This is a genomic window from Pseudoxanthomonas suwonensis (genome assembly GCF_010093235.1).
Classification (GTDB): Bacteria; Pseudomonadota; Gammaproteobacteria; order Xanthomonadales; family Xanthomonadaceae; genus Pseudoxanthomonas; species Pseudoxanthomonas suwonensis.
The window spans coordinates 12,184-29,171 of sequence record NZ_PDWP01000010.1 but is presented as its reverse complement, the minus strand read 5'-3'; the positions used below and the strand labels follow the sequence as shown (position 1 = coordinate 29,171).

Sequence of the window (16,988 nt, the reverse complement as noted above, 5' to 3'; positions counted from 1 at the left end):
GAGAACCCCCATGCTTGTCGGCGTCCCCACCGAAACCAAGGTCCATGAATACCGCGTCGGCCTCACCCCGGCCGGCGCGCGCGAACTGTCCGCCCACGGCCACCAGGTGCTGGTCCAGCGCAGCGCCGGGCTGGGCGCCGGCCTTGCCGACGAGGCCTACGAGGCCGCCGGCGCGCAGCTGGTGGATACCGCGGCCGAGGTCTACGCCCGCGCCGAGCTGGTGGTGAAGGTCAAGGAGCCACAACCGGACGAGTGCACGATGCTGCGCGCCGGCCAGGTGCTGTTCGCCTACCTGCACCTGGCGCCCGACCGTGCCCAAGCCGAAGCCCTGCTGGCGTCCGGCGCCACCGCCATCGCCTACGAGACCGTGACCGATGCCGCCGGTGGCCTGCCGCTGCTGGCGCCGATGAGCGAGGTCGCCGGGCGCATGGCGATCCAGGCCGGCGCGCATGCGCTGGAGAAGGCGCAAGGTGGCTCGGGCGTGCTGCTGGGCGGCGTGCCCGGCGTGGCCCCGGCCGAAGTGCTGGTGCTCGGCGGCGGCACGGTTGGCCTCAACGCCGCGCGCATGGCCATGGGCCTGGGCGCGCGGGTCACCGTGGTCGACCGCTCGATCGAGCGCCTGCGCCAGATCGACGAGCTGTACGGCGACCGCATCTCCACGCTCTACTCCACCCGCGACTCCATCGACGACCGCCTGCCGCGCAGCGACCTGGTGATCGGCGCCGTGCTGGTCCCCGGCGCCGCCGCGCCGCGGCTGGTCACCCGCAGCCAGCTGAAACTGATGCAGTCCGGCTCGGTGCTGGTGGACGTGGCCATCGACCAGGGCGGATGCTTCGAAACCAGCCATCCGACCACGCATGACGCGCCGACCTACGAGGTCGACGGAATCATCCATTACTGCGTGGCCAACATGCCCGGGGCGGTGGCGCGCACCTCCACCTTCGCCCTGACCAACGCCACCCTGCCGCGCGTGCTGGAGCTGGCGGACAAGGGCGTGGCGCACGCGATGGCCGACGACGTGCACCTGCGCAACGGGCTCAACGTGCACGCTGGCCGCATCACCCATCGCGCGGTGGCCGATGCGCTGTCGCTTCCCCATACCCAGGCCGCGGAGGCGCTGGCGTCCTGACGCCACGCCAACGCCCACGACCCGCAGGACTGCCATGACCCGACAGCTGCACCACTACATCGCAGGCCAGGCCCGCCCCGGCGCCGCCGGCCGCCACGGCGAGGTGTTCGATCCCGCCACCGGCCAGGTGAGCGCCCACGTGCCACTGGCATCCGGAGCCGAGGTGCGCGCGGCGGTGGATGCGGCGCAGGCGGCGTTCCCGGGCTGGGCTGCGACCCCGCCGCTGCAGCGGGCACGGGTGATGTTCCGGCTGCGGGCCCTGATCGAGCGCGACGCCGATGTGCTGGCGCGGCTGATCACCTCCGAGCATGGCAAGACCCTGTCGGACGCGCGCGGCGAGGTCACCCGCGGCATGGAGGTGGTGGAGTTCGCCGCCGGCATCCCGCACCTGCTCAAGGGCGAGTACTCGGCCGCGGTGGGCCGCGACGTGGACAGCTGGAGCGAACGCATGCCGCTGGGCGTGGTCGCCGGCATCACCCCGTTCAACTTCCCGGTGATGGTCCCGCTGTGGATGGCGCCGGTGGCGCTGGCCTGCGGCAACAGCTTCGTGCTCAAGCCCTCGGAGAAGGTGCCCTCGGCGGCGCTGCACCTGGCGCAGCTGCTGGCCGAGGCCGGCCTGCCCGAAGGCGTGTTCAACGTGGTCAACGGCGACCGCGGCACGGTCGAAGCGCTGCTGGACGAGCCCCGGGTGCAGGCGCTGTCCTTTGTCGGCTCCACCCCGGTGGCCGCGGCGCTGTACGCGAACGGCAGCGAGCGCGGCAAGCGGGTGCAGGCCCTGGGTGGCGCCAAGAACCACGCCGTGATCCTGCCGGACGCGGACATCGACCAGGCCGCCGACGCCCTGCTCGGTGCGGCCTACGGTTCGGCGGGCGAGCGGTGCATGGCGATCTCGGTGGCGGTGTGCGTGGGCGACCAGGTCGCCGATGCCATGGTCGAGGCGCTGGCCGAACGCGTGCGCAACCTGCGCATCGGCCCCGGGATCGAGGACCCGGACATGGGCCCGCTGGTCGACGCAGCGCACCGTGCCCGGGTGCGCGCCGCGATCGACGCCGGCGTGGCCGACGGCGCCACCCTGGTGGTCGACGGCCGCCGCCATCCCTGCGCCTCGGGCCCGGGCTTTTTCCTCGGCGGCAGCCTGTTCGACCACGTGCAACCTGGCATGCGCCTGTGGCGCGAGGAGATCTTCGGCCCGGTGCTGTGCGTGGTCCGCGTGCCCGACTTCGAGGCCGCGCTGGCGCTGGTCGACAGCCACGAGTACGGCAACGGCACCGCGGTGTTCACCCGCAGCGGTGGGGCGGCGCGCGAGTACGCGCGGCGGGCCCAGGCCGGCATGGTCGGCATCAACGTGCCGATCCCGGTGCCCATGGCCTTCCACTGCTTCGGCGGCTGGAAGCGCTCCCTGTTCGGCCCACTGCACATGCACGGCCCGGACGGCGTGCGCTTCTTCACCCGCATGCGCACGATCACGGCGCGCTGGCCCGAAGGCGCGGCCGGGGCCGAGTTCGTGATGCCGACGATGCGCTGAGCTTCCCCGCCCCGCCGGGGAGGGGGTTGGGGGATAGAGTCGGGTGGCTCGCCATGCCAGCCGACTCTGCCTCGTCAGGCCAAGTGCGGTAGACACCAAGAAGCAAAAGCTTTCGCCAGCCGCTTCGCGGCTTGGGCGAGTCACTTTTTCTTTGCCTGTGCAAAGAAAAAGTGACCAAAAAGAAAGCACAGCCCGAACCGCTCGCCCGCCCGGCTTCGCCGGTCGGTAACCTGCGCTTCTCGCACCGGCGGGGGACGGCCCGCAAACTCGCTTCGCTCAGACATGCGGCCTCTACGCCCCCGCCGGCACTCCGATGCTCGGCTCGCTATAACGGGCGGCGAAAAGCAAAGGCAAACGCAAAGGCAACAGCCAAAGCGACAGCAAAAGCGGCGGCAACAGCCCTCGTGGCCCGGGTAAGCAGAGCGCACCCAAGGACAGGCGCACGACGCACGCCCAAGACCCCGGATGCGGCCTCCGGCCTTATCCGGGCTACACGTCTCCCCTCACGATCAGAGAAGGATGGGTGAGAGTGACAGCCCATCGCTGAAATCCCTGCCCTCTCCCCAACCCCTCCCCCGGAGAGGGAGGGGCTCAAGTTCCCGGCGCGATGCCAGCTGCACACCCTCCCCGCTACACTTCCGCGCCATGTGTCGCAGGAATCGGGCATGGCCCGGTGATGCGATCTCCACGGGAACGGCATGAGCAGCAGCGAGGATCCACGCCAGGCACAACTGCGCCGCATGAAGGCCATCGCCCTGGCGATGCTGCTGGCGATGGTCGCCGGCTTCGTCACCAGCCACGTCATGGGCAACCAGGGCGTGTGGGCATGGGTCTCGGCATTCTGCGAGGCGGCCACGGTCGGCGCGCTGGCCGACTGGTTCGCGGTGGTGGCGCTGTTCCGCCATCCGCTGGGGCTGCCGATCCCGCATACCGCCATCGTTCCGCGCAGCAAGTCGCGCATCGCCGACAGCCTGGCCGCGTTCGTGCGCGACCACTTCCTCGAGCCACAGACCCTGCTGGCACGGCTGGAGGTCTTCGACCCGGCCCAGCGCCTGGGCCAGTGGCTGTCGCGCCCGGAGCAGTCGCGCAAACTGGCTGGCATGGCCCGCGGCTGGGCGCTGCAGGCGCTGGACCTGCTGGACGAGCGCGCGGTGCGCGAGCGCATACGCGAGTTCGTGGTCGCGCGCCTGCAGGCCTGGGATGCCTCGGCCACCGCGGGCGAGGTGCTTGGCGTGCTTACCGCCGACGGCCGCCACCAGGCCCTGCTCGACGAGGCGTTGCGCCGCCTTGGCCGCTACCTCGACAGCGAGGACATCAAGCAGCGCGCCTCCGACCTGCTGGTCAAGCACGCCCGCCGCGAATGGCCGCGGCTGGTCGGCACGGTCGACTGGGTCAAGCCGGTCGAGGGCATCGCCGACAGCCTGGCCGAGCGCATCGCCCACGCCCTGCTGGACGAGCTCAACGAGGTCCTGCTCCAGCCCGACCACCCGCTGCGCCGCGACTACGAGCAGTGGCTGCAGGCCTACGTGCAGCGCCTGCGCGAGGACCCGGAAGTGGGCGCCCGGGTGGAGCGGATCAAGCAGGACCTGATCGGCCACGCCAGCGTGCAGGAATACGTGGCCGGGCTATGGGACCACATCCATACCGCCCTGCGCAGTGACCTGGAGCGGGAGGACGGCGTGCTGGCCTCGCACCTGGACAGTTCGCTGGCCGGGCTGGGCGCGGCGCTGGGCCGCGATCCGGAACTGCGCGAGGCGATCAACCAGCATGTGATGGGCGGGGCCGAGAAGTTGGCGTTGCGCCTGCGCGGAGGCGTCACCGACTACATTGCCCAGACCGTCAAGGGCTGGGACGAACGCCACCTGGTGCGCGAGCTGGAACTGGGCGTGGGTCGCGACCTGCAGTACATCCGCTACAACGGCACCCTGGTCGGCGGGCTGATCGGCCTGCTGCTGCATGCGGTGATCGTGCTGCTGGAGGGATAAGCCTGCGCCGGGGCGGATGTGGAAGCCGGCGCCACCGCGGTCCCGTCCCTCATTCCACGCCCGTCACGAACCGATCCCTCAAGTATCCGGCGCGCCGGCCGATAGGCCGATCAGGGCCCTATACGGCCCATCCAACGGGGGAGAAAAACTGATGACGACCGCACGACCGACCGTGCTGCTTTGTGACGACTCGCGCGCCCTGCGCATGCTGGCCGCCAGCCAGCTGGAGGAGGCCGGGTTCCAGGTCGTGGGCGAAGCCGGCAATGGCAACGAAGCCCTGGCCCGCTACCGCGAACTCAAGCCGGACCTGGTGCTGCTGGACCTGGTGATGCCCGAATGCGACGGCCGCCAGGCGCTGTCCAACATCCTCGCAGCCGATCCGCAGGCGAAGGTGGTGATCCTCAGCTCGCTGGGCGCCCAAAGCGACATCGAGGAATGCCTGCGTACCGGCGCCCGCTCGTACCTGCAGAAGCCGATCGACCCGGAAGTCATGGAGCGCGTGCTCCGTGAAGCCCTGGCCTGAAGCCGGCCAGCCTACGAACCACGGAGCACCACCAATGGCAGTCAAATTCCTGGGCCAGTTCCTGCTGGAACGCGGCCTGATCACGCCGCAGCAGCTGCTCGCGGCCACCGAGGCGCAGCGCGCCTCCAATCCCCTCCTGGGCGAACTGGCCGTCAGCCAGGGCCTGCTGACCGAGGCGCAGGCGCGCCGCATCAACGAGCGCCAGCGCGCCGAGGATCGCCGCTTCGGCGACATCGCGATCGAACTGGGCGTGCTCGACGCGGCCCAGGTCGAGTCGCTGCTGGCCGCGCAGAAGGCCGGCCGCAAGCTGTTCGGCCAGATCCTGGTCGAGCAGGGCGTGCTCGACGCGGCGACCCTGGATCAGGCCCTCGCCGAACACCGCGCCGAGCAGCAGGCCGGAAGCGAGGCCCTGGCCTCGGCGCTTGAAGGCCACCCGCTCGGCGGGCTGGCGCAGGAAGCCGCGGGCATCTGCACGCGCCTGTTCCCGCGCATGCTGGGCGCCCAGTGCCAGCCGGCCGGCGTGGCCGCCGTGATCGAGGACGCGTGGCCGCACACGGTGCACGTGCACATCGAAGGCGACCGCCCGCTGCGCGTGGGCATCGCCTGCGACCGCGACACCATGCGCGCGATGGCCTGCGCCTTCCTGCGCGTGCCGGCCGAACGCTGCGACGACGAGCTGGCGGCCGACGCCCTCGGCGAGATCGTCAACGTGCTGATGGGCTATGTCGTGCGCAGCGCGCTGCCGGACGACGCCCGCTACCGCGCCCTGCCGCCGGACCACGGCCTCAGCGCCGCGGCGCTGGCAGCGCGCGGCGCACTGCCGCTGCAGATGAACTCCCAGCTCGGCACGTTCCTGCTGCTGCTCGGCGCCTGATCCGCGCTCCGTGCGCCGGGCCGCATGGCCCGGCGCGTGCCGGACGCAGGATCAAGTTATCCGGATTCCAGGCTCCGGCGCGGCGGGCGCCGGTGGGCAAGCTGTCTCCACTGGCCGAGCGGCCAGCCACCCAGACAGGAGCCCCGCCATGAAGTCGTTCATCGCACTCGCACTGACCGCCGCCGTCACCGCCGCCATCGTGGCCCCGGCTTCCGCCGCCACGCCCGCCGCCGGCCCCGATACCCGCACCACCGTGATCCTGGTGCCCGGCGCCTTCGCCGATGCGGCCAGCTGGAACGGCGTGATTCCCCGCCTCGATGCGAAGGGCTACCGCGTGGTCGCCGCCGCCAATCCGCTGCAGGGCGTGGCGGGCGACGCCAGGGTCGTCGACGGCCTGGTCGCGCAGGCGCCCGGGCCGGTGGTGCTGGTCGGCCATTCCTACGGCGGCGCGGTGATCTCCAGCGTGCAGCCCAGCCCGAAGATCCGGGCCCTGGTCTACGTGGCCGCCTTCGCCCCGGATGCCGGCGAGACCGTGCTCGGCCTGACCGGCCAGTTCCCCGGCAGCACCCTGCCCGGCGCGCTGGACGCACCGGTCGCCCGTGCCGATGGTGGCGAGGACCTGTACATCCGCCAGGAAGCGTTCCACCAGCAGTTCGCCGCCGACCTGCCGCAGGCCCAGGCCAGGCTGATGGCCGTCGGCCAGCGGCCCATCGCCAAGGCGGCGCTCGAGGAGGCCTCGGCAGAGCCGCGCTGGAAGACCATTCCGACCTGGGCCATCTATGGCGACGGCGACCGCAACATCCCGGCGCAGGCCATGGGATACATGGCCGAACGCGCCGGCTCGCGCGGCACCGTGGTCATCCCCGGCGCCTCGCACGTGGTCATGACCTCGCATCCGCAGGAAGTCGCGGACCTGGTCGATCGCGCCGCACGCGAAAGCGCCAGGCGCTAAGCCCCCACGGATGGAACGGGAACGGCGGCCCGGGAGCGATCCCGGGCCGCCTTCCGTCAGGCGTGGGTCAGGCGCCAGGCGCGATGGATGCGCGCGTTGCGCTCGAAGTCCGGCGGGATGGTCGATGCGCTGATCTCCTCGCACTCGGCGAACTGCGCCACCGCCTCCTCGTCCAGGCGGAAACGGCGGAAGTTGTTGGAGAAGTACAGCACCCCGCCCTGCGCCAGCCGTGCCATCGCCGCTCGCAACAGCCGCACGTGCTCGCGCTGCACGTCGAAGTCGTCGGCGCGCGCGGAATTGGAGAAGGTCGGCGGGTCGCAGAAGATCACGTCGTACCAGCCGCGGTCGGCCTCCAGCCAGGCCAGCGCGTCGCCCTGCACCAGCCGGTGCGCAGTGCCGCCGAGGCCGTTGAGCGCGAGGTTGTCGGCGCACCACTGCAGGTAGGTGCCGGACAGGTCCACGCTGGTGGTCTGCGCCGCGCCGGCCACCGCCGCCTGCACGCTGGCCACGCCGGTGTAGCAGAACAGGTTGAGGAAGCGCCGCCCCCTGGCTTCCTTCGCCATGCGCCGGCGCAGCGGGCGGTGGTCCAGGAACAGGCCGGTGTCCAGGTACTCGAACAGGTTCACCCACAGCCGCGCGCCGTTCTCGCGCACCACGAAGCGCTCGCCGTGCTGGTCGAAGCGGCCGTACTTGGAACCGCCCTTGCCGCGTTCGCGGGTTTTCAGCGCGACCCGCTCGGCCGGCACTTCGAAGCTGGCGCGCGCCGCGGCCAGCAGTTCGCCACGGCGGCGGCGCACGTCGGCTTCGGGGATTTCCTTGGGAGGCGCGTATTCCTGCATGTGCAGGAAGGTGCGCTGCTCGCCGCCGTCCTCGGCATAGACATCAATCGCCGCTGCGTACTCGGGGATGTCGGCGTCGTAGGCGCGGAAGCAGGTGACGCCCTCGCCGCTGCGCCAGTTCTTCAGCTTGCGCAGGTTGCGCTGGATGCGGTTGGCGACCATCTGCGCGCCTTCGGACAGTTCGCGCGGCGCGGCATCGCGCGGCGGCACCTGCACCGGATCGCACACGATAAGCGCGCACTCCAGGGCGCCGTTGAACACCTGGTACTTCTTCGCCGCGCGCAGGCCGGTGGCGTGCGCCAGCTCGGCGTCGCCGCACAGCAGGCTGGCGCGCCACTGCGGCACCGCCCGCTGCAGGGCCTGGCCCAGCCGCCGGTACAGCGCGCCGTCGGCAGCCAGGCGGCGGTCGTAGGGCGGATTGCTGGCCACCAGGCCGCGCGCCCCGGCCTGGGCCGGCAGTGCATCGATGTCGCGGATCTGGAAGTCGATGGCCGCGGCGACACCGGCGCGGCCGGCGTTGTCACGCGCGGCCTCGATCGCGCGCGGATCCAGGTCGCTGCCATGGAACACCGGGCGCAGCGCGGCCAGGCCTGCCCGCGCGCGCTCGCGCGCCTCGGCCACCAGCACGTCCCACCCGTCCAGGTCGAAGCCGCGCCAGCGCGAGGGCGGGCGCGCCCCGTCGATCGCGTCCTCCGGAGCGACTTTCCGCCGCGCCGCGGCCCATGGGTCATCGGCCGGCACGGGTACGTCATCGACCGCTTCCAGCGCGGCCTGCATGCGACCCAGGCCCGGCGCCACGTCGGCAGCCATCAGCGCGCCTTCGATCAGCAGCGTGCCGCTGCCGCACATCGGATCCAGCAGCGCCCCGCCTTCGGCGTACAGCCGCGGCCAGCCGCCGCGCAGCAGCACCGCGGCGGCGAGGTTCTCCTTCAGCGGCGCCTCGTGCTGCGCGCTGCGCCATCCGCGCCGGTGCAGTGCACCTCCACCCAGGTCCACCGACAGCGTGGCCCTGCCCTTGCGCAGCGACAGGTTCAGGCGCAGGTCCGGCGCATCCACGTCCACCGAAGGTCGCTCCAGCCCCTGGGCACGGAACACGTCGACCACCGCGTCCTTGACCCGCTGCGCGGCGAAGCGGGCATGGGTGATCGCGTCGCCCGACACGTGCGCGTCCACGGCCAGGGTCTGGCCCTCGGCCAGGTGTTCGGTCCACGCCACGGCGGCGGCGCCGTCGTACAGCGCCTGCTCGTCCGGGCAGTCGAAGCTGGCCAGCGGCCACAGCACGCGACTGGCCAGGCGCGACCACAGCACGGCGCGCTGCGCATCGGCCAGGCTGCCCTCGGCATTGGCACCGGCGACGGCGGCGGTGGCGCGGCTGGCACCGAGCGCGACCAGCTCGTCGGCGAGCAGGTACTCCAGGCCCTTGGCGCAGGAAACGAAGAACTTCATTGGACCTCGGTATGTTGGCGGCCCCGCTGTAGCGCGGATCGCATGGGGAATCGGCGGCGCTGGCGCTACAGCGATTCGAGCAGTTCGGCGAAGGCGCGCGCGGTGGCGTCCACGTGCGCGGAAAGGCGGTGGCTGTCGTCCAGCAGCAGCAGCCGCGCCGAACGCGCGCGTGCCCACTCGACGACGCCCATCGCCGGGATGATCTCGTCGTGCCAGGCGTGGACCACCGACAGCGGCACCGGCGCGGCATCCAGCCGCGGCATCGGCCCCATCTCCAGCGGCGGCACCATCAGGAACAGCGCGCGGGTCGGCACCTGCAGCGAAGCGAGCGCGGAAATGTAGGCGCCCAGGCTGGAACCGCCCAGCACCACCGGCCCGCCGCGCTCGACCGCGCGGGTCGCCAGGTCCACCAGGCGTTGCAGGCGTGCGGGCACGTCGCCGACGCGGCTGATGTCGCTGCGTGCGTCCAGGTCGGTGTAGTCCGGGCGCTCGGTGGTGAAGCCCAGGGCCTCGGCCGCGGCGGCCAGGGCAGTGACCTTGGTCGCGTCCGGGCCGCTTTCGAAGCCGTGCGAGAGGATGCAGTGGCCGCGGTTCACGCTGCCTCCTCGGCCAGGGCCACGACCGCGTCGCCCACGCGCAGGGTGCCGCCGGAGACGATCCGCGCGCACAGGCCACCGTGGCCACGCATGGCGTTGAAGCCGCCCGGGCCCAGCGCATCCTCCATGCGCGAGCACGGATCGCAGGGCGCGGTACCTTCCAGCACCACCTCGCCGATGCGGAAGCGCCGCCCCTTGAGCGCCACCAGCGGGATCCCGGAGACGACCAGGTTGCGGCGCAGGGTCGCCGGGGCGACCGCCGCGTGCCCGGCCAGGGCCGCGATCACCGGCAGGTGCTCGGCCTGGATCAGGGTCACGTCGCGCTTGCCACTGCCGCCCTTGTAGCGGTCTCCGGCCAGGCCGGCGCCGACCGCGGCCTCGGCGCTTTCCACCTCGCGCATGGCCACGCCGCGTGCCGGGCGCAGGCCGATCCATTCGACACGGCCGGGGCGCGGCAGGGTCGACATCAGTTGCCCCAGCGGGCTGTCCGCGGGAGGTCGGGAGAGGGCAGGCATGCGCGAATGCTAGCATCCCGCCCCATGCCGACCCTGCCCCCGCCGATCGTGATCGACCAGCCCCTGCCCTACGTGGAGCGGCTCGCCAAGCGCGATCTGTCGGGGGTGGACCTGGTGGTGGTCCACTGCACCGAACTGCCCGACCTGGCCACCGCGCGCGACTACGGCGAGCGCGTGCTCTACCCCAGTGGCACCGGCAACAGCGGGCATTACTACGTCGACCGCGACGGCACGGTGCTGCGCTACGTGCCCGAGAACCGCATCGCACACCACGTGCGCGGCTGGAACGAACGCGCCATCGGCATCGAGCTGGTCAACCGGGGGCGCTGGCCGCACTGGCTGGACTCGCGCCACCAGGCGATGGACGAGCCCTATGGCCAAGCCCAGGTGGAGGCGCTGGCCGCGCTCCTGCGCGGACTGGCGGCAAGCCTGCCGGCGCTGCGCTACGTCACCGGGCACGAGGACCTGGACCGCGAGCAGGTGCCGGCCAGCGACGACCCGTCGGTGCTTGTGCGGCGCAAGCTCGATCCCGGCCCGCGCTTCCCGTGGGAACAGGTGCTGGCGGCGGTTCCGCTGCAGCGGCTACCGGATCCGGCAGCCGCTGCAGCCAGCTGAGCACGCGCCCGGCATCGCCCACGGGGCCGCAAGCCTGCGGCCGGTATAATCGCCAGTCCCCTCCCGTACTGGCCTGCCCGTGTCCGCCGCCCTTGGCCCCGTTGTCTCCGAACTGATCGACCTGCTTGCCCTGGAACGGCTGGAGGACAACCTCTTCCGCGGCCAGAGCCGCGACATCGGCACCCGCTACGTGTTCGGCGGACAGGTGCTGGGCCAGGCGCTGGCCGCCGCCCAGGCCACGATCGACAACGGCCGCCAGGCGCACTCGCTGCACGCCTATTTCCTGCGCGCCGGCAACATCGACCACCCGATCGTCTATGACGTGGACCGCACCCGCGACGGCGGCAGCTTCTCCGTGCGCCGGGTGACCGCGATCCAGCACGGCAAGGTGGTCTTCTTCTGCGCCGCCTCCTTCCAGGACGGCGAGAACGGCGCCGAGCACCAGCTGAAGATGCCCGAGGTGCCGCAGCCGGAGGACATCGCCCCGGCCGACCCGGTGCCGCCGGACGTGATGGCCACCCTGCCGACCAAGGTCCAGCGCTGGCTCTCGCGCGGCGGTCCGTTCGAGTTCCGCCACGTGTATCCGCGCGACGAGCTCAGCCCGCCCAAGCGCCCGCCCTACCAGCAGGTCTGGTTCCGCCTGCGCGAGAGCGTCGGCGACATCCCGGCCGAGCTGCACCAGGCGCTGCTGGCCTATGCCTCGGATTTCCACCTCCTGGGCACGGCGACCTTCCCGCACGGCATCAGCTATTACACGCCGAACGTGCAGATGGCCTCGCTGGACCACGCGCTGTGGTTCCACCGCCCGTTCCGCGCCGACGACTGGCTCCTGTATTCGCTGGACAGCCCCAGTAGCCAGTCCTCGCGTGGCCTGGCGCGCGGCCAGATCTTCGACCGCCAGGGCCGCCTGGTGGCCAGCACCGCGCAGGAAGGGCTGATCCGCGTGGTGCCCGACAGCAGTGCCGCACGCGCCGTGCCGGCGCAGGAGTAGCGCCATGCGCCAGATCTTCACCAGCCAGCGGCTGGAAACCGTCGAAGGCGTGGCCAGGCTGCTGGAGGATGCCGGCATTCCGGTGCACATCAGCCAGCCGCGCTCGTATCGCAGCCGGCGCAGCGGGCAGTTCAGCTACGCCGAACCGGTCGCGCCCAACAAGCAGCCGGCCGTGTGGGTACGCATTCCCGAGGACCAGCCGCGCGCGCGCGAACTGCTGCGCAAGTACGGACTGCTGGCCACCACCCGCTCGTACGCGGACCTGCCACCGTCGGCGGTCGGGCCGCTGGAACTGGGCGGCGACAAGCCGGCAGGCAACCGCTGGGCCTGGCGCGTACGCATCGGCCTGCTGGCGGTGATCGCCGCCGTGGCCGTGGTCATCTGGCTGCGCCGGCCGGTCCCGGTCGCCACCCCGGTGCCGCCGCCTGCCGAAGCGGTTCCGCAGACGCAGGACGGCGGGGAGGAAGAGGTGCGCATCCGCATCTCCCCCGCCCCGCCGGCCAATGACGCCCCCGCGGGAGCGTCGGATCAGCCACCGCGCTAGCCGCGCGACTTACTTCTTCGCCGCCGGCGCCGCAGCGTCGTGGCCGCGATGGCCACCACGCTCGCCACGCTTGGCCTTGGCCGCGTCAAGCTCGGCCTGGCTCAGCTTGCCGTCGCCGTCGGTATCCACGCGCTTGAACCAGGCCTCGCGGTGTTGCTTGGCCATCGCCTCGCGGTCGGCCTTGTCGATGAAGCCGTCCTTGTTGACGTCCATGCGTTCGAAGTGCGCGGTCGCCGCGGCCAGGGCCTCGGCCTTGCTGATGCGGCCGTCCTTGTCGGTATCGGCGTTCGGGCCGGCGAAGCCGAGGCCGCCGTGGCCGCCGCGGCCACCATGGCGACCGTGGTGCTTCATGCGCGGCAGTTCATCGCGCTGCAGCTTGCCGTCCTTGTTGCGGTCGAGCTCGTCGAAGCGTTCGGCCAGGCGCGGACGCGCCGCGGCTTCCTGGCGATCGATCACGCCGTCCTTGTTGGCGTCCAGCGACACGCGCGGCTTGCCCTGGGCGGCAGGCGCCGCATTGTCCTGGGCCATGGCGGCCCCGGCAGTGACGGCCAGCAGAGCGGCGGCGATCAGGTAAGGGGTCTTGTTCACGGGGTATCTCCAGTAAAGGCGTGACGTGATGGCCACGACGAGGAAAACGCCGCAGCCGCGCTGGCGTTGACCCCACGCCCGGATCCGTTCAGGAACCAGCCGGTTGCCGCAGCGCCATGGCCACGGCGCTATGCTGGGCGCACACGTCCATCTTCCGACCATGGGCCACGACTCCACTCCCGCCGATGACCTGCGCCTGTACCAGACCGGCGCGCACCCGTGCGGCTACTGGCCCGACCGCGAAGCCCGCGACCTGGTCCTGGATCCGCGCGACCCGCGCCTGGGACGCATCTATCCGCAGGCGCTGGCCTGGGGCTTCCGCCGTTCCGGCGACATCGTCTATCGCCCCTACTGCGAGGCCTGCCACGCCTGCGTGGCGGTGCGCATCCCGGTGGAACGCTTCCAGCCCGACCGCAGCCAGCGCCGCTGCCTGCGCCGCAACAGCGAAGTCGTCGCACGCGTGGCGCCGGCCGAACGCACCGACGAACACTTCGACCTCTACCACCGCTACCTGCTGGCGCGCCATCGCGACGGCGGCATGGACGACCACGGCACCACCGAGTTCGACCAGTTCCTGGTGGGCGCCTGGTCGGACACGCGCTTCCTGGAGCTGCGCGAACCGGCCGCCCCGGGCAGCGGCGGTCCCGGCCGCCTGCTGGCGGTGGCGGTGACCGACCGCATACCGGGCGGCCTGTCGGCCGTGTACACGTTCTACGAGCCAGCCGAGGCCGCACGCGGGCTGGGCACGCTGGCGATCCTGCGCCAGCTGGAATGGGCCCGGCGCGAGGGCCTGCAGCACCTGTACCTGGGCTACTGGATCGAAGGCCACGCGAAGATGGACTACAAGCGCCGCTTCCGCCCGCTGGAGGCCTTCGACGGCCGCAGCTGGCAAGCCTTCCCGGAATGAAGCCGCGTGCGGCATGCGAGAATCGGCGCATGCGCATCCTCCTCCCGATCATTCCCGTCCTGGCCGCGATGCTGAGTGCCTGTGCCACGCCCGCGGCTCCCGTCGCCGCCGACGCCACGTCCACCGGGTCCACGCTGCGCGTGGCCACCTACAACGTCTCGCTGTACGACGACGAGGCCGGCGGCGTGATCGCGCGGCTGCAGGCCGGGGACGAGGGCGCGCGCAAGGTCGCCGCGGTGCTGCAGCAGGTGCGCCCGGACCTGCTGCTGGTCAACGAGTTCGACTACGACGAGGGCGGCCATGCCGCCGACCTGTTCCAGCGCCAGTACCTGGAGCAGGCCCAGCCCGGTGGCGGCGAACCGCTGCACTATCCCTACCGCTACCTGGCGCCGGTCAACACCGGCGTGCCCAGCGGGCTGGACCTGGATCGCAATGGCGGCGTCGGCGGCGAAGGCCGGCAGCGCGGCAACGATGCCTGGGGTTTCGGCCTGCACCCGGGCCAGTACGGCATGCTGGTGCTGTCGCGCCATCCGATCGATACCGCAGGCGTGCGCAGCTTCCAGCTGCTGCGCTGGAGCGCGATGCCGGGCGCACGCCGCCCCGTCGATCCGGCTACCGGCCAGCCCTGGCATGACGACGCGGTCTGGGCGCAGCTGCGGCTGTCCTCGAAGTCGCACTGGGACGTGCCGGTGCGCACGCCGCATGGGACCGTGCACTTCCTGGTCTCGCACCCGACCCCGCCGGTGTTCGATGGTCCGGAGGACCGCAACGGCGCGCGCAATGCCGACGAGATCACGCTGTGGCGGCATTACATCTCCGGCGGCGACCTGCCGTGGCTGTGCGACGACGCGGGGCGCTGCGGAGGCCTGGCCGAAGGCGAGCGTTTCGTCATCGCCGGCGACCTCAACAACGACCCGGTCGACGGCGACGGGCACCACGACGCCATCCTCGAACTGCTGGAGCATCCGCGGGTGCTGCGCATGGCCGCGCCGCGCTCGGAAGGCGGCGCGGAGAAGGCGCGCGCCTATGCCGCGGCCGGACTGCTCCACCGCGGCGCGCCGGAGCATGTCACCGGCGACTTCGGCCCGCGCTCGGGCGCCATGCGGCTGGACTACGTGATCCCCTCCACCGGCTTCCAGGCCACCGGCAGCGGCGTGTTCTGGCCGGCCTCGGGCGAGCCGGCGGCGGCCATCGCCGATGGCAGCGACCACCACCTGGTCTGGGTCGACCTGACCGCCGGTCGGACAGCCGCGGACGATTGATCCTGATCAAAAGGGGGGGCGGGGGCGCGTGATGCAATTCGCGCCATGAACGCCATCCCTCTCCAGCACAACCCCCGCGCCGCGCAGATCCGGCAGACCCTGGAAGACCTCACCAGCTCCAGCGCCGACATCGAGGCTTCCGCGCTCATTTCCATCGACGGCCTGCTGATCGACGCGGCCATGCCGCAGAACATGGACGAGGACCGCATCGGCGCCATGTCCGCGGCCCTGCTCTCGCTGGGCGAACGCACCGCGCGCGAACTCGGCCGCGGCCGCCTGGAGCGCGTCCTGGTCCAAGGCGAGGACGGCTACGTGATCATGACCGCCGCCGGCGACGAGGCGGTGCTGACCGTGCTGACCCGCGCCGAGGTCAAGCTCGGCCTCGCGTTCCTGGACATCAAGCGGGCCGCCCAGGTCCTCGGCCGCATCGTCTGAGGTCGCGCATGAGCCGCCTCCCGGACATGACCCCGCCCGCCGGCCCGCACCGCAGCGCCGTGCATACCTGCCACGACGGCACCCGCCGCACCGTGTACTGGACCGACGAGGAAGTGCCCTATCCGGACGGGCGGCTGATCGTCTCCCGCACCGACCTGGACGGGGTGATCACCCACGCCAACGAAGCCTTCGTCGAGCTCAGCGGCTACAGCCGCGAGGAGCTGATCGGGGCGCCGCACAGCATCCTGCGCCACCCGGAGATGCCGCGCGCCGCCTTCGCCGACCTGTGGGCCACGCTCAAGGACGGCCGCAAGTGGCATGGCTACGTCAAGAACCTGCGCAAGGACGGCCGGCACTACTGGGTCTACGCCACCGCCCTGCCCAACGTGCGCGGCGGCCAGGTGGTCGGCTACACCTCGGTGCGGCGCAAGCCCTCGCGGCGGCGCATCGAGGAACTGCTGCCGCTCTACCGGCAGTGGCTGGAACAGGAGCAGGCGGAGGTGACGGCATGACCCTCAACCTGCTGGTGGCGCCCGACTTCGCGCCGGATAACTTCCCCGGCTGGTACATGCTCGGCACCGTGCTGCAGCACCGCTCCGGCACGCGCCTGCACCTGCTGATGCCGGCCGACGCGCGCGAACAGGCGCAGATGCTGGCCGACGGCCTGGCCGACCTGGTCTACGCCAATCCGTTCGACGCCACGTCCATGATCCGCGAGCAGGGCTACCGCGCCTTCGCCCGCCCGGCCGCGCATTCCAACGAGATGGTGATCGCCACCGCCGCCGGCTCCCCGCTGGCCACGGTCGAGGACCTGCGCCCTGGCTGCCGGATCGCGGTGACCGACAACCGCGACGTGCGCCTGATCGGCCTGCGCCTGCTGGAGCCGGCCGACCTCACCGAGCAGGACGCGCAGTGGGAGGAAGTGGCCAGCTACCAGGCCGCCGCGCGCATGACGCTTTCGGGCCAGGTCGATGCGGGCTTCTTCCTCGCTTCTGCCTACCACGCCCTGGCCCGCATCACCCGCGAGCGGCTCAAGGTCCTGGTGGAGAGCAAGCTGCGCGACATCAGCCACGTGCTGCTGGCGCATCCGCGCGTGGGCGGCGACCTGCAGCCGCTGGCGCAGGCGCTGCTGGCGGTCGATCCGGACGATGCCGGGGATGCCCAGGTGCTGCAGGCGCTGGGCCTGCCGCGCGGCTTCGAGCCCATGGAGCTGGAGGACGCCGAATTCATGATCGACCTGATGGACACCCTGCTGGACTGAC

General features: G+C 71.8%; 18 protein-coding genes. 14 read left to right on the top strand and 4 right to left on the bottom strand.

Annotated elements, in window-relative coordinates; translation table 11 throughout:
- Window positions 1-10: 10 nt before the first annotated feature.
- The 6 genes from ald to CSC68_RS06195 all read left to right on the top strand — a co-directional run bounded on the left by ald (window position 11) and on the right by CSC68_RS06195 (window position 6,988).
- A complete protein-coding gene (gene ald, locus CSC68_RS06220; RefSeq protein WP_162202665.1) occupies window positions 11-1,129 on the top strand; it encodes an alanine dehydrogenase in 1,119 nt (372 codons plus the stop codon).
- 34 nt (window positions 1,130-1,163) lie between these two features.
- Window positions 1,164-2,654, top strand: a complete 1,491-nt coding sequence (locus CSC68_RS06215; protein WP_162202664.1) for a CoA-acylating methylmalonate-semialdehyde dehydrogenase — start codon at window positions 1,164-1,166, stop codon at window positions 2,652-2,654.
- A gap of 698 nt (window positions 2,655-3,352) precedes the next feature.
- Complete coding sequence (locus tag CSC68_RS06210) at window positions 3,353-4,639, top strand: DUF445 domain-containing protein (protein ID WP_211365696.1); 1,287 nt, start codon at window positions 3,353-3,355, stop codon at window positions 4,637-4,639.
- A 151-nt stretch (window positions 4,640-4,790) separates the two neighbouring features.
- Entirely contained in the window at window positions 4,791-5,162 is a 372-nt protein-coding gene (locus CSC68_RS06205) for a response regulator (RefSeq protein WP_162202663.1), read from the top strand.
- A 34-nt stretch (window positions 5,163-5,196) separates the two neighbouring features.
- Window positions 5,197-6,036, top strand: coding sequence for a cyclic di-GMP-binding domain-containing protein, MshE-related (locus tag CSC68_RS06200; protein WP_162202662.1), 840 nt, complete (start codon window positions 5,197-5,199; stop codon window positions 6,034-6,036).
- 148 nt (window positions 6,037-6,184) lie between these two features.
- Entirely contained in the window at window positions 6,185-6,988 is an 804-nt protein-coding gene (locus CSC68_RS06195) for an alpha/beta fold hydrolase (RefSeq protein ID WP_162202661.1), read from the top strand.
- A 56-nt stretch (window positions 6,989-7,044) separates the two neighbouring features.
- Here the strand turns inward: CSC68_RS06195 and rlmKL are convergent, their stop codons facing one another.
- The 3 genes from rlmKL to CSC68_RS06180 form a co-directional block, all read right to left on the bottom strand.
- The gene (gene rlmKL, locus CSC68_RS06190; protein ID WP_162202660.1) at window positions 7,045-9,273 is read right to left on the bottom strand and encodes a bifunctional 23S rRNA (guanine(2069)-N(7))-methyltransferase RlmK/23S rRNA (guanine(2445)-N(2))-methyltransferase RlmL; all 2,229 of its coding nucleotides are present in this window, start codon (window positions 9,271-9,273) and stop codon (window positions 7,045-7,047) included.
- Window positions 9,274-9,338: 65 nt separating this feature from the next.
- On the bottom strand, window positions 9,339-9,869 hold the full coding sequence (locus CSC68_RS06185) for an alpha/beta hydrolase (protein WP_162202659.1): 531 nt from the start codon (window positions 9,867-9,869) through the stop codon (window positions 9,339-9,341).
- Complete coding sequence (locus CSC68_RS06180; RefSeq protein ID WP_162202658.1) at window positions 9,866-10,384, bottom strand: MOSC domain-containing protein; 519 nt, start codon at window positions 10,382-10,384, stop codon at window positions 9,866-9,868. The genes CSC68_RS06185 and CSC68_RS06180 overlap by 4 nt, the downstream gene beginning before the upstream one ends.
- 24 nt (window positions 10,385-10,408) lie before the next feature.
- Between CSC68_RS06180 and CSC68_RS06175 the strand changes: the two genes are divergently transcribed.
- From CSC68_RS06175 to CSC68_RS06165, 3 genes are all read left to right on the top strand, one after another.
- Window positions 10,409-10,999 carry an N-acetylmuramoyl-L-alanine amidase gene (locus tag CSC68_RS06175; protein WP_162202657.1) on the top strand — a complete coding sequence of 197 codons (591 nt, stop codon included), beginning with the start codon at window positions 10,409-10,411 and terminating at the stop codon, window positions 10,997-10,999.
- 79 nt (window positions 11,000-11,078) lie between these two features.
- Window positions 11,079-11,990, top strand: coding sequence for an acyl-CoA thioesterase II (gene tesB, locus CSC68_RS06170; RefSeq protein WP_162202656.1), 912 nt, complete (start codon window positions 11,079-11,081; stop codon window positions 11,988-11,990).
- A 4-nt stretch (window positions 11,991-11,994) separates the two neighbouring features.
- Window positions 11,995-12,534 carry a hypothetical protein gene (locus tag CSC68_RS06165; RefSeq protein ID WP_162202655.1) on the top strand — a complete coding sequence of 180 codons (540 nt, stop codon included), beginning with the start codon at window positions 11,995-11,997 and terminating at the stop codon, window positions 12,532-12,534.
- A gap of 9 nt (window positions 12,535-12,543) precedes the next feature.
- On the opposite strand, the gene CSC68_RS06160 is transcribed toward CSC68_RS06165, so the two are convergent.
- A complete protein-coding gene (locus CSC68_RS06160) occupies window positions 12,544-13,062 on the bottom strand; it encodes an EF-hand domain-containing protein (protein ID WP_162202734.1) in 519 nt (172 codons plus the stop codon).
- A 220-nt stretch (window positions 13,063-13,282) separates the two neighbouring features.
- Between CSC68_RS06160 and CSC68_RS06155 the strand changes: the two genes are divergently transcribed.
- The 5 genes from CSC68_RS06155 to CSC68_RS06135 are packed head-to-tail and all read left to right on the top strand — an operon-like array spanning window position 13,283 to window position 16,987.
- Complete coding sequence (locus CSC68_RS06155) at window positions 13,283-14,029, top strand: arginyltransferase (RefSeq protein WP_162202654.1); 747 nt, start codon at window positions 13,283-13,285, stop codon at window positions 14,027-14,029.
- 29 nt (window positions 14,030-14,058) lie between these two features.
- Window positions 14,059-15,291, top strand: coding sequence for an endonuclease/exonuclease/phosphatase family protein (locus tag CSC68_RS06150; protein ID WP_162202653.1), 1,233 nt, complete (start codon window positions 14,059-14,061; stop codon window positions 15,289-15,291).
- 45 nt (window positions 15,292-15,336) lie between these two features.
- Entirely contained in the window at window positions 15,337-15,726 is a 390-nt protein-coding gene (locus CSC68_RS06145; protein ID WP_162202652.1) for a roadblock/LC7 domain-containing protein, read from the top strand.
- Window positions 15,727-15,734: 8 nt separating this feature from the next.
- Complete coding sequence (locus CSC68_RS06140; RefSeq protein WP_162202651.1) at window positions 15,735-16,238, top strand: PAS domain-containing protein; 504 nt, start codon at window positions 15,735-15,737, stop codon at window positions 16,236-16,238.
- On the top strand, window positions 16,235-16,987 hold the full coding sequence (locus CSC68_RS06135) for a phosphate/phosphite/phosphonate ABC transporter substrate-binding protein (RefSeq protein WP_162202650.1): 753 nt from the start codon (window positions 16,235-16,237) through the stop codon (window positions 16,985-16,987). The genes CSC68_RS06140 and CSC68_RS06135 overlap by 4 nt, the downstream gene beginning before the upstream one ends.
- Window position 16,988 lies beyond the last annotated feature (1 nt).

Excerpts from the sequence above, each read along its gene's own strand:
- CSC68_RS06200 (WP_162202662.1), top strand. The coding sequence starts at position 5,197 with ATGGCAGTCAAATTCCTGGGCCAGTTCCTGCTGGAACGCGGCCTGATC.
- CSC68_RS06140 (WP_162202651.1), top strand. The coding sequence starts at position 15,735 with ATGAGCCGCCTCCCGGACATGACCCCGCCCGCCGGCCCGCACCGCAGC.
- CSC68_RS06205 (WP_162202663.1), top strand. The coding sequence starts at position 4,791 with ATGACGACCGCACGACCGACCGTGCTGCTTTGTGACGACTCGCGCGCC.
- CSC68_RS06210 (WP_211365696.1), top strand. The coding sequence starts at position 3,353 with ATGAGCAGCAGCGAGGATCCACGCCAGGCACAACTGCGCCGCATGAAG.
- rlmKL (WP_162202660.1), bottom strand. The coding sequence starts at position 9,273 with ATGAAGTTCTTCGTTTCCTGCGCCAAGGGCCTGGAGTACCTGCTCGCC.
- CSC68_RS06215 (WP_162202664.1), top strand. The coding sequence starts at position 1,164 with ATGACCCGACAGCTGCACCACTACATCGCAGGCCAGGCCCGCCCCGGC.
- CSC68_RS06135 (WP_162202650.1), top strand. The coding sequence starts at position 16,235 with ATGACCCTCAACCTGCTGGTGGCGCCCGACTTCGCGCCGGATAACTTC.
- CSC68_RS06180 (WP_162202658.1), bottom strand. The coding sequence starts at position 10,384 with ATGCCTGCCCTCTCCCGACCTCCCGCGGACAGCCCGCTGGGGCAACTG.
- CSC68_RS06155 (WP_162202654.1), top strand. The coding sequence starts at position 13,283 with ATGGGCCACGACTCCACTCCCGCCGATGACCTGCGCCTGTACCAGACC.
- CSC68_RS06150 (WP_162202653.1), top strand. The coding sequence starts at position 14,059 with ATGCGCATCCTCCTCCCGATCATTCCCGTCCTGGCCGCGATGCTGAGT.
- CSC68_RS06165 (WP_162202655.1), top strand. The coding sequence starts at position 11,995 with ATGCGCCAGATCTTCACCAGCCAGCGGCTGGAAACCGTCGAAGGCGTG.
- CSC68_RS06195 (WP_162202661.1), top strand. The coding sequence starts at position 6,185 with ATGAAGTCGTTCATCGCACTCGCACTGACCGCCGCCGTCACCGCCGCC.
- ald (WP_162202665.1), top strand. The coding sequence starts at position 11 with ATGCTTGTCGGCGTCCCCACCGAAACCAAGGTCCATGAATACCGCGTC.
- CSC68_RS06145 (WP_162202652.1), top strand. The coding sequence starts at position 15,337 with ATGAACGCCATCCCTCTCCAGCACAACCCCCGCGCCGCGCAGATCCGG.
- CSC68_RS06175 (WP_162202657.1), top strand. The coding sequence starts at position 10,409 with ATGCCGACCCTGCCCCCGCCGATCGTGATCGACCAGCCCCTGCCCTAC.
- CSC68_RS06160 (WP_162202734.1), bottom strand. The coding sequence starts at position 13,062 with ATGGCCCAGGACAATGCGGCGCCTGCCGCCCAGGGCAAGCCGCGCGTG.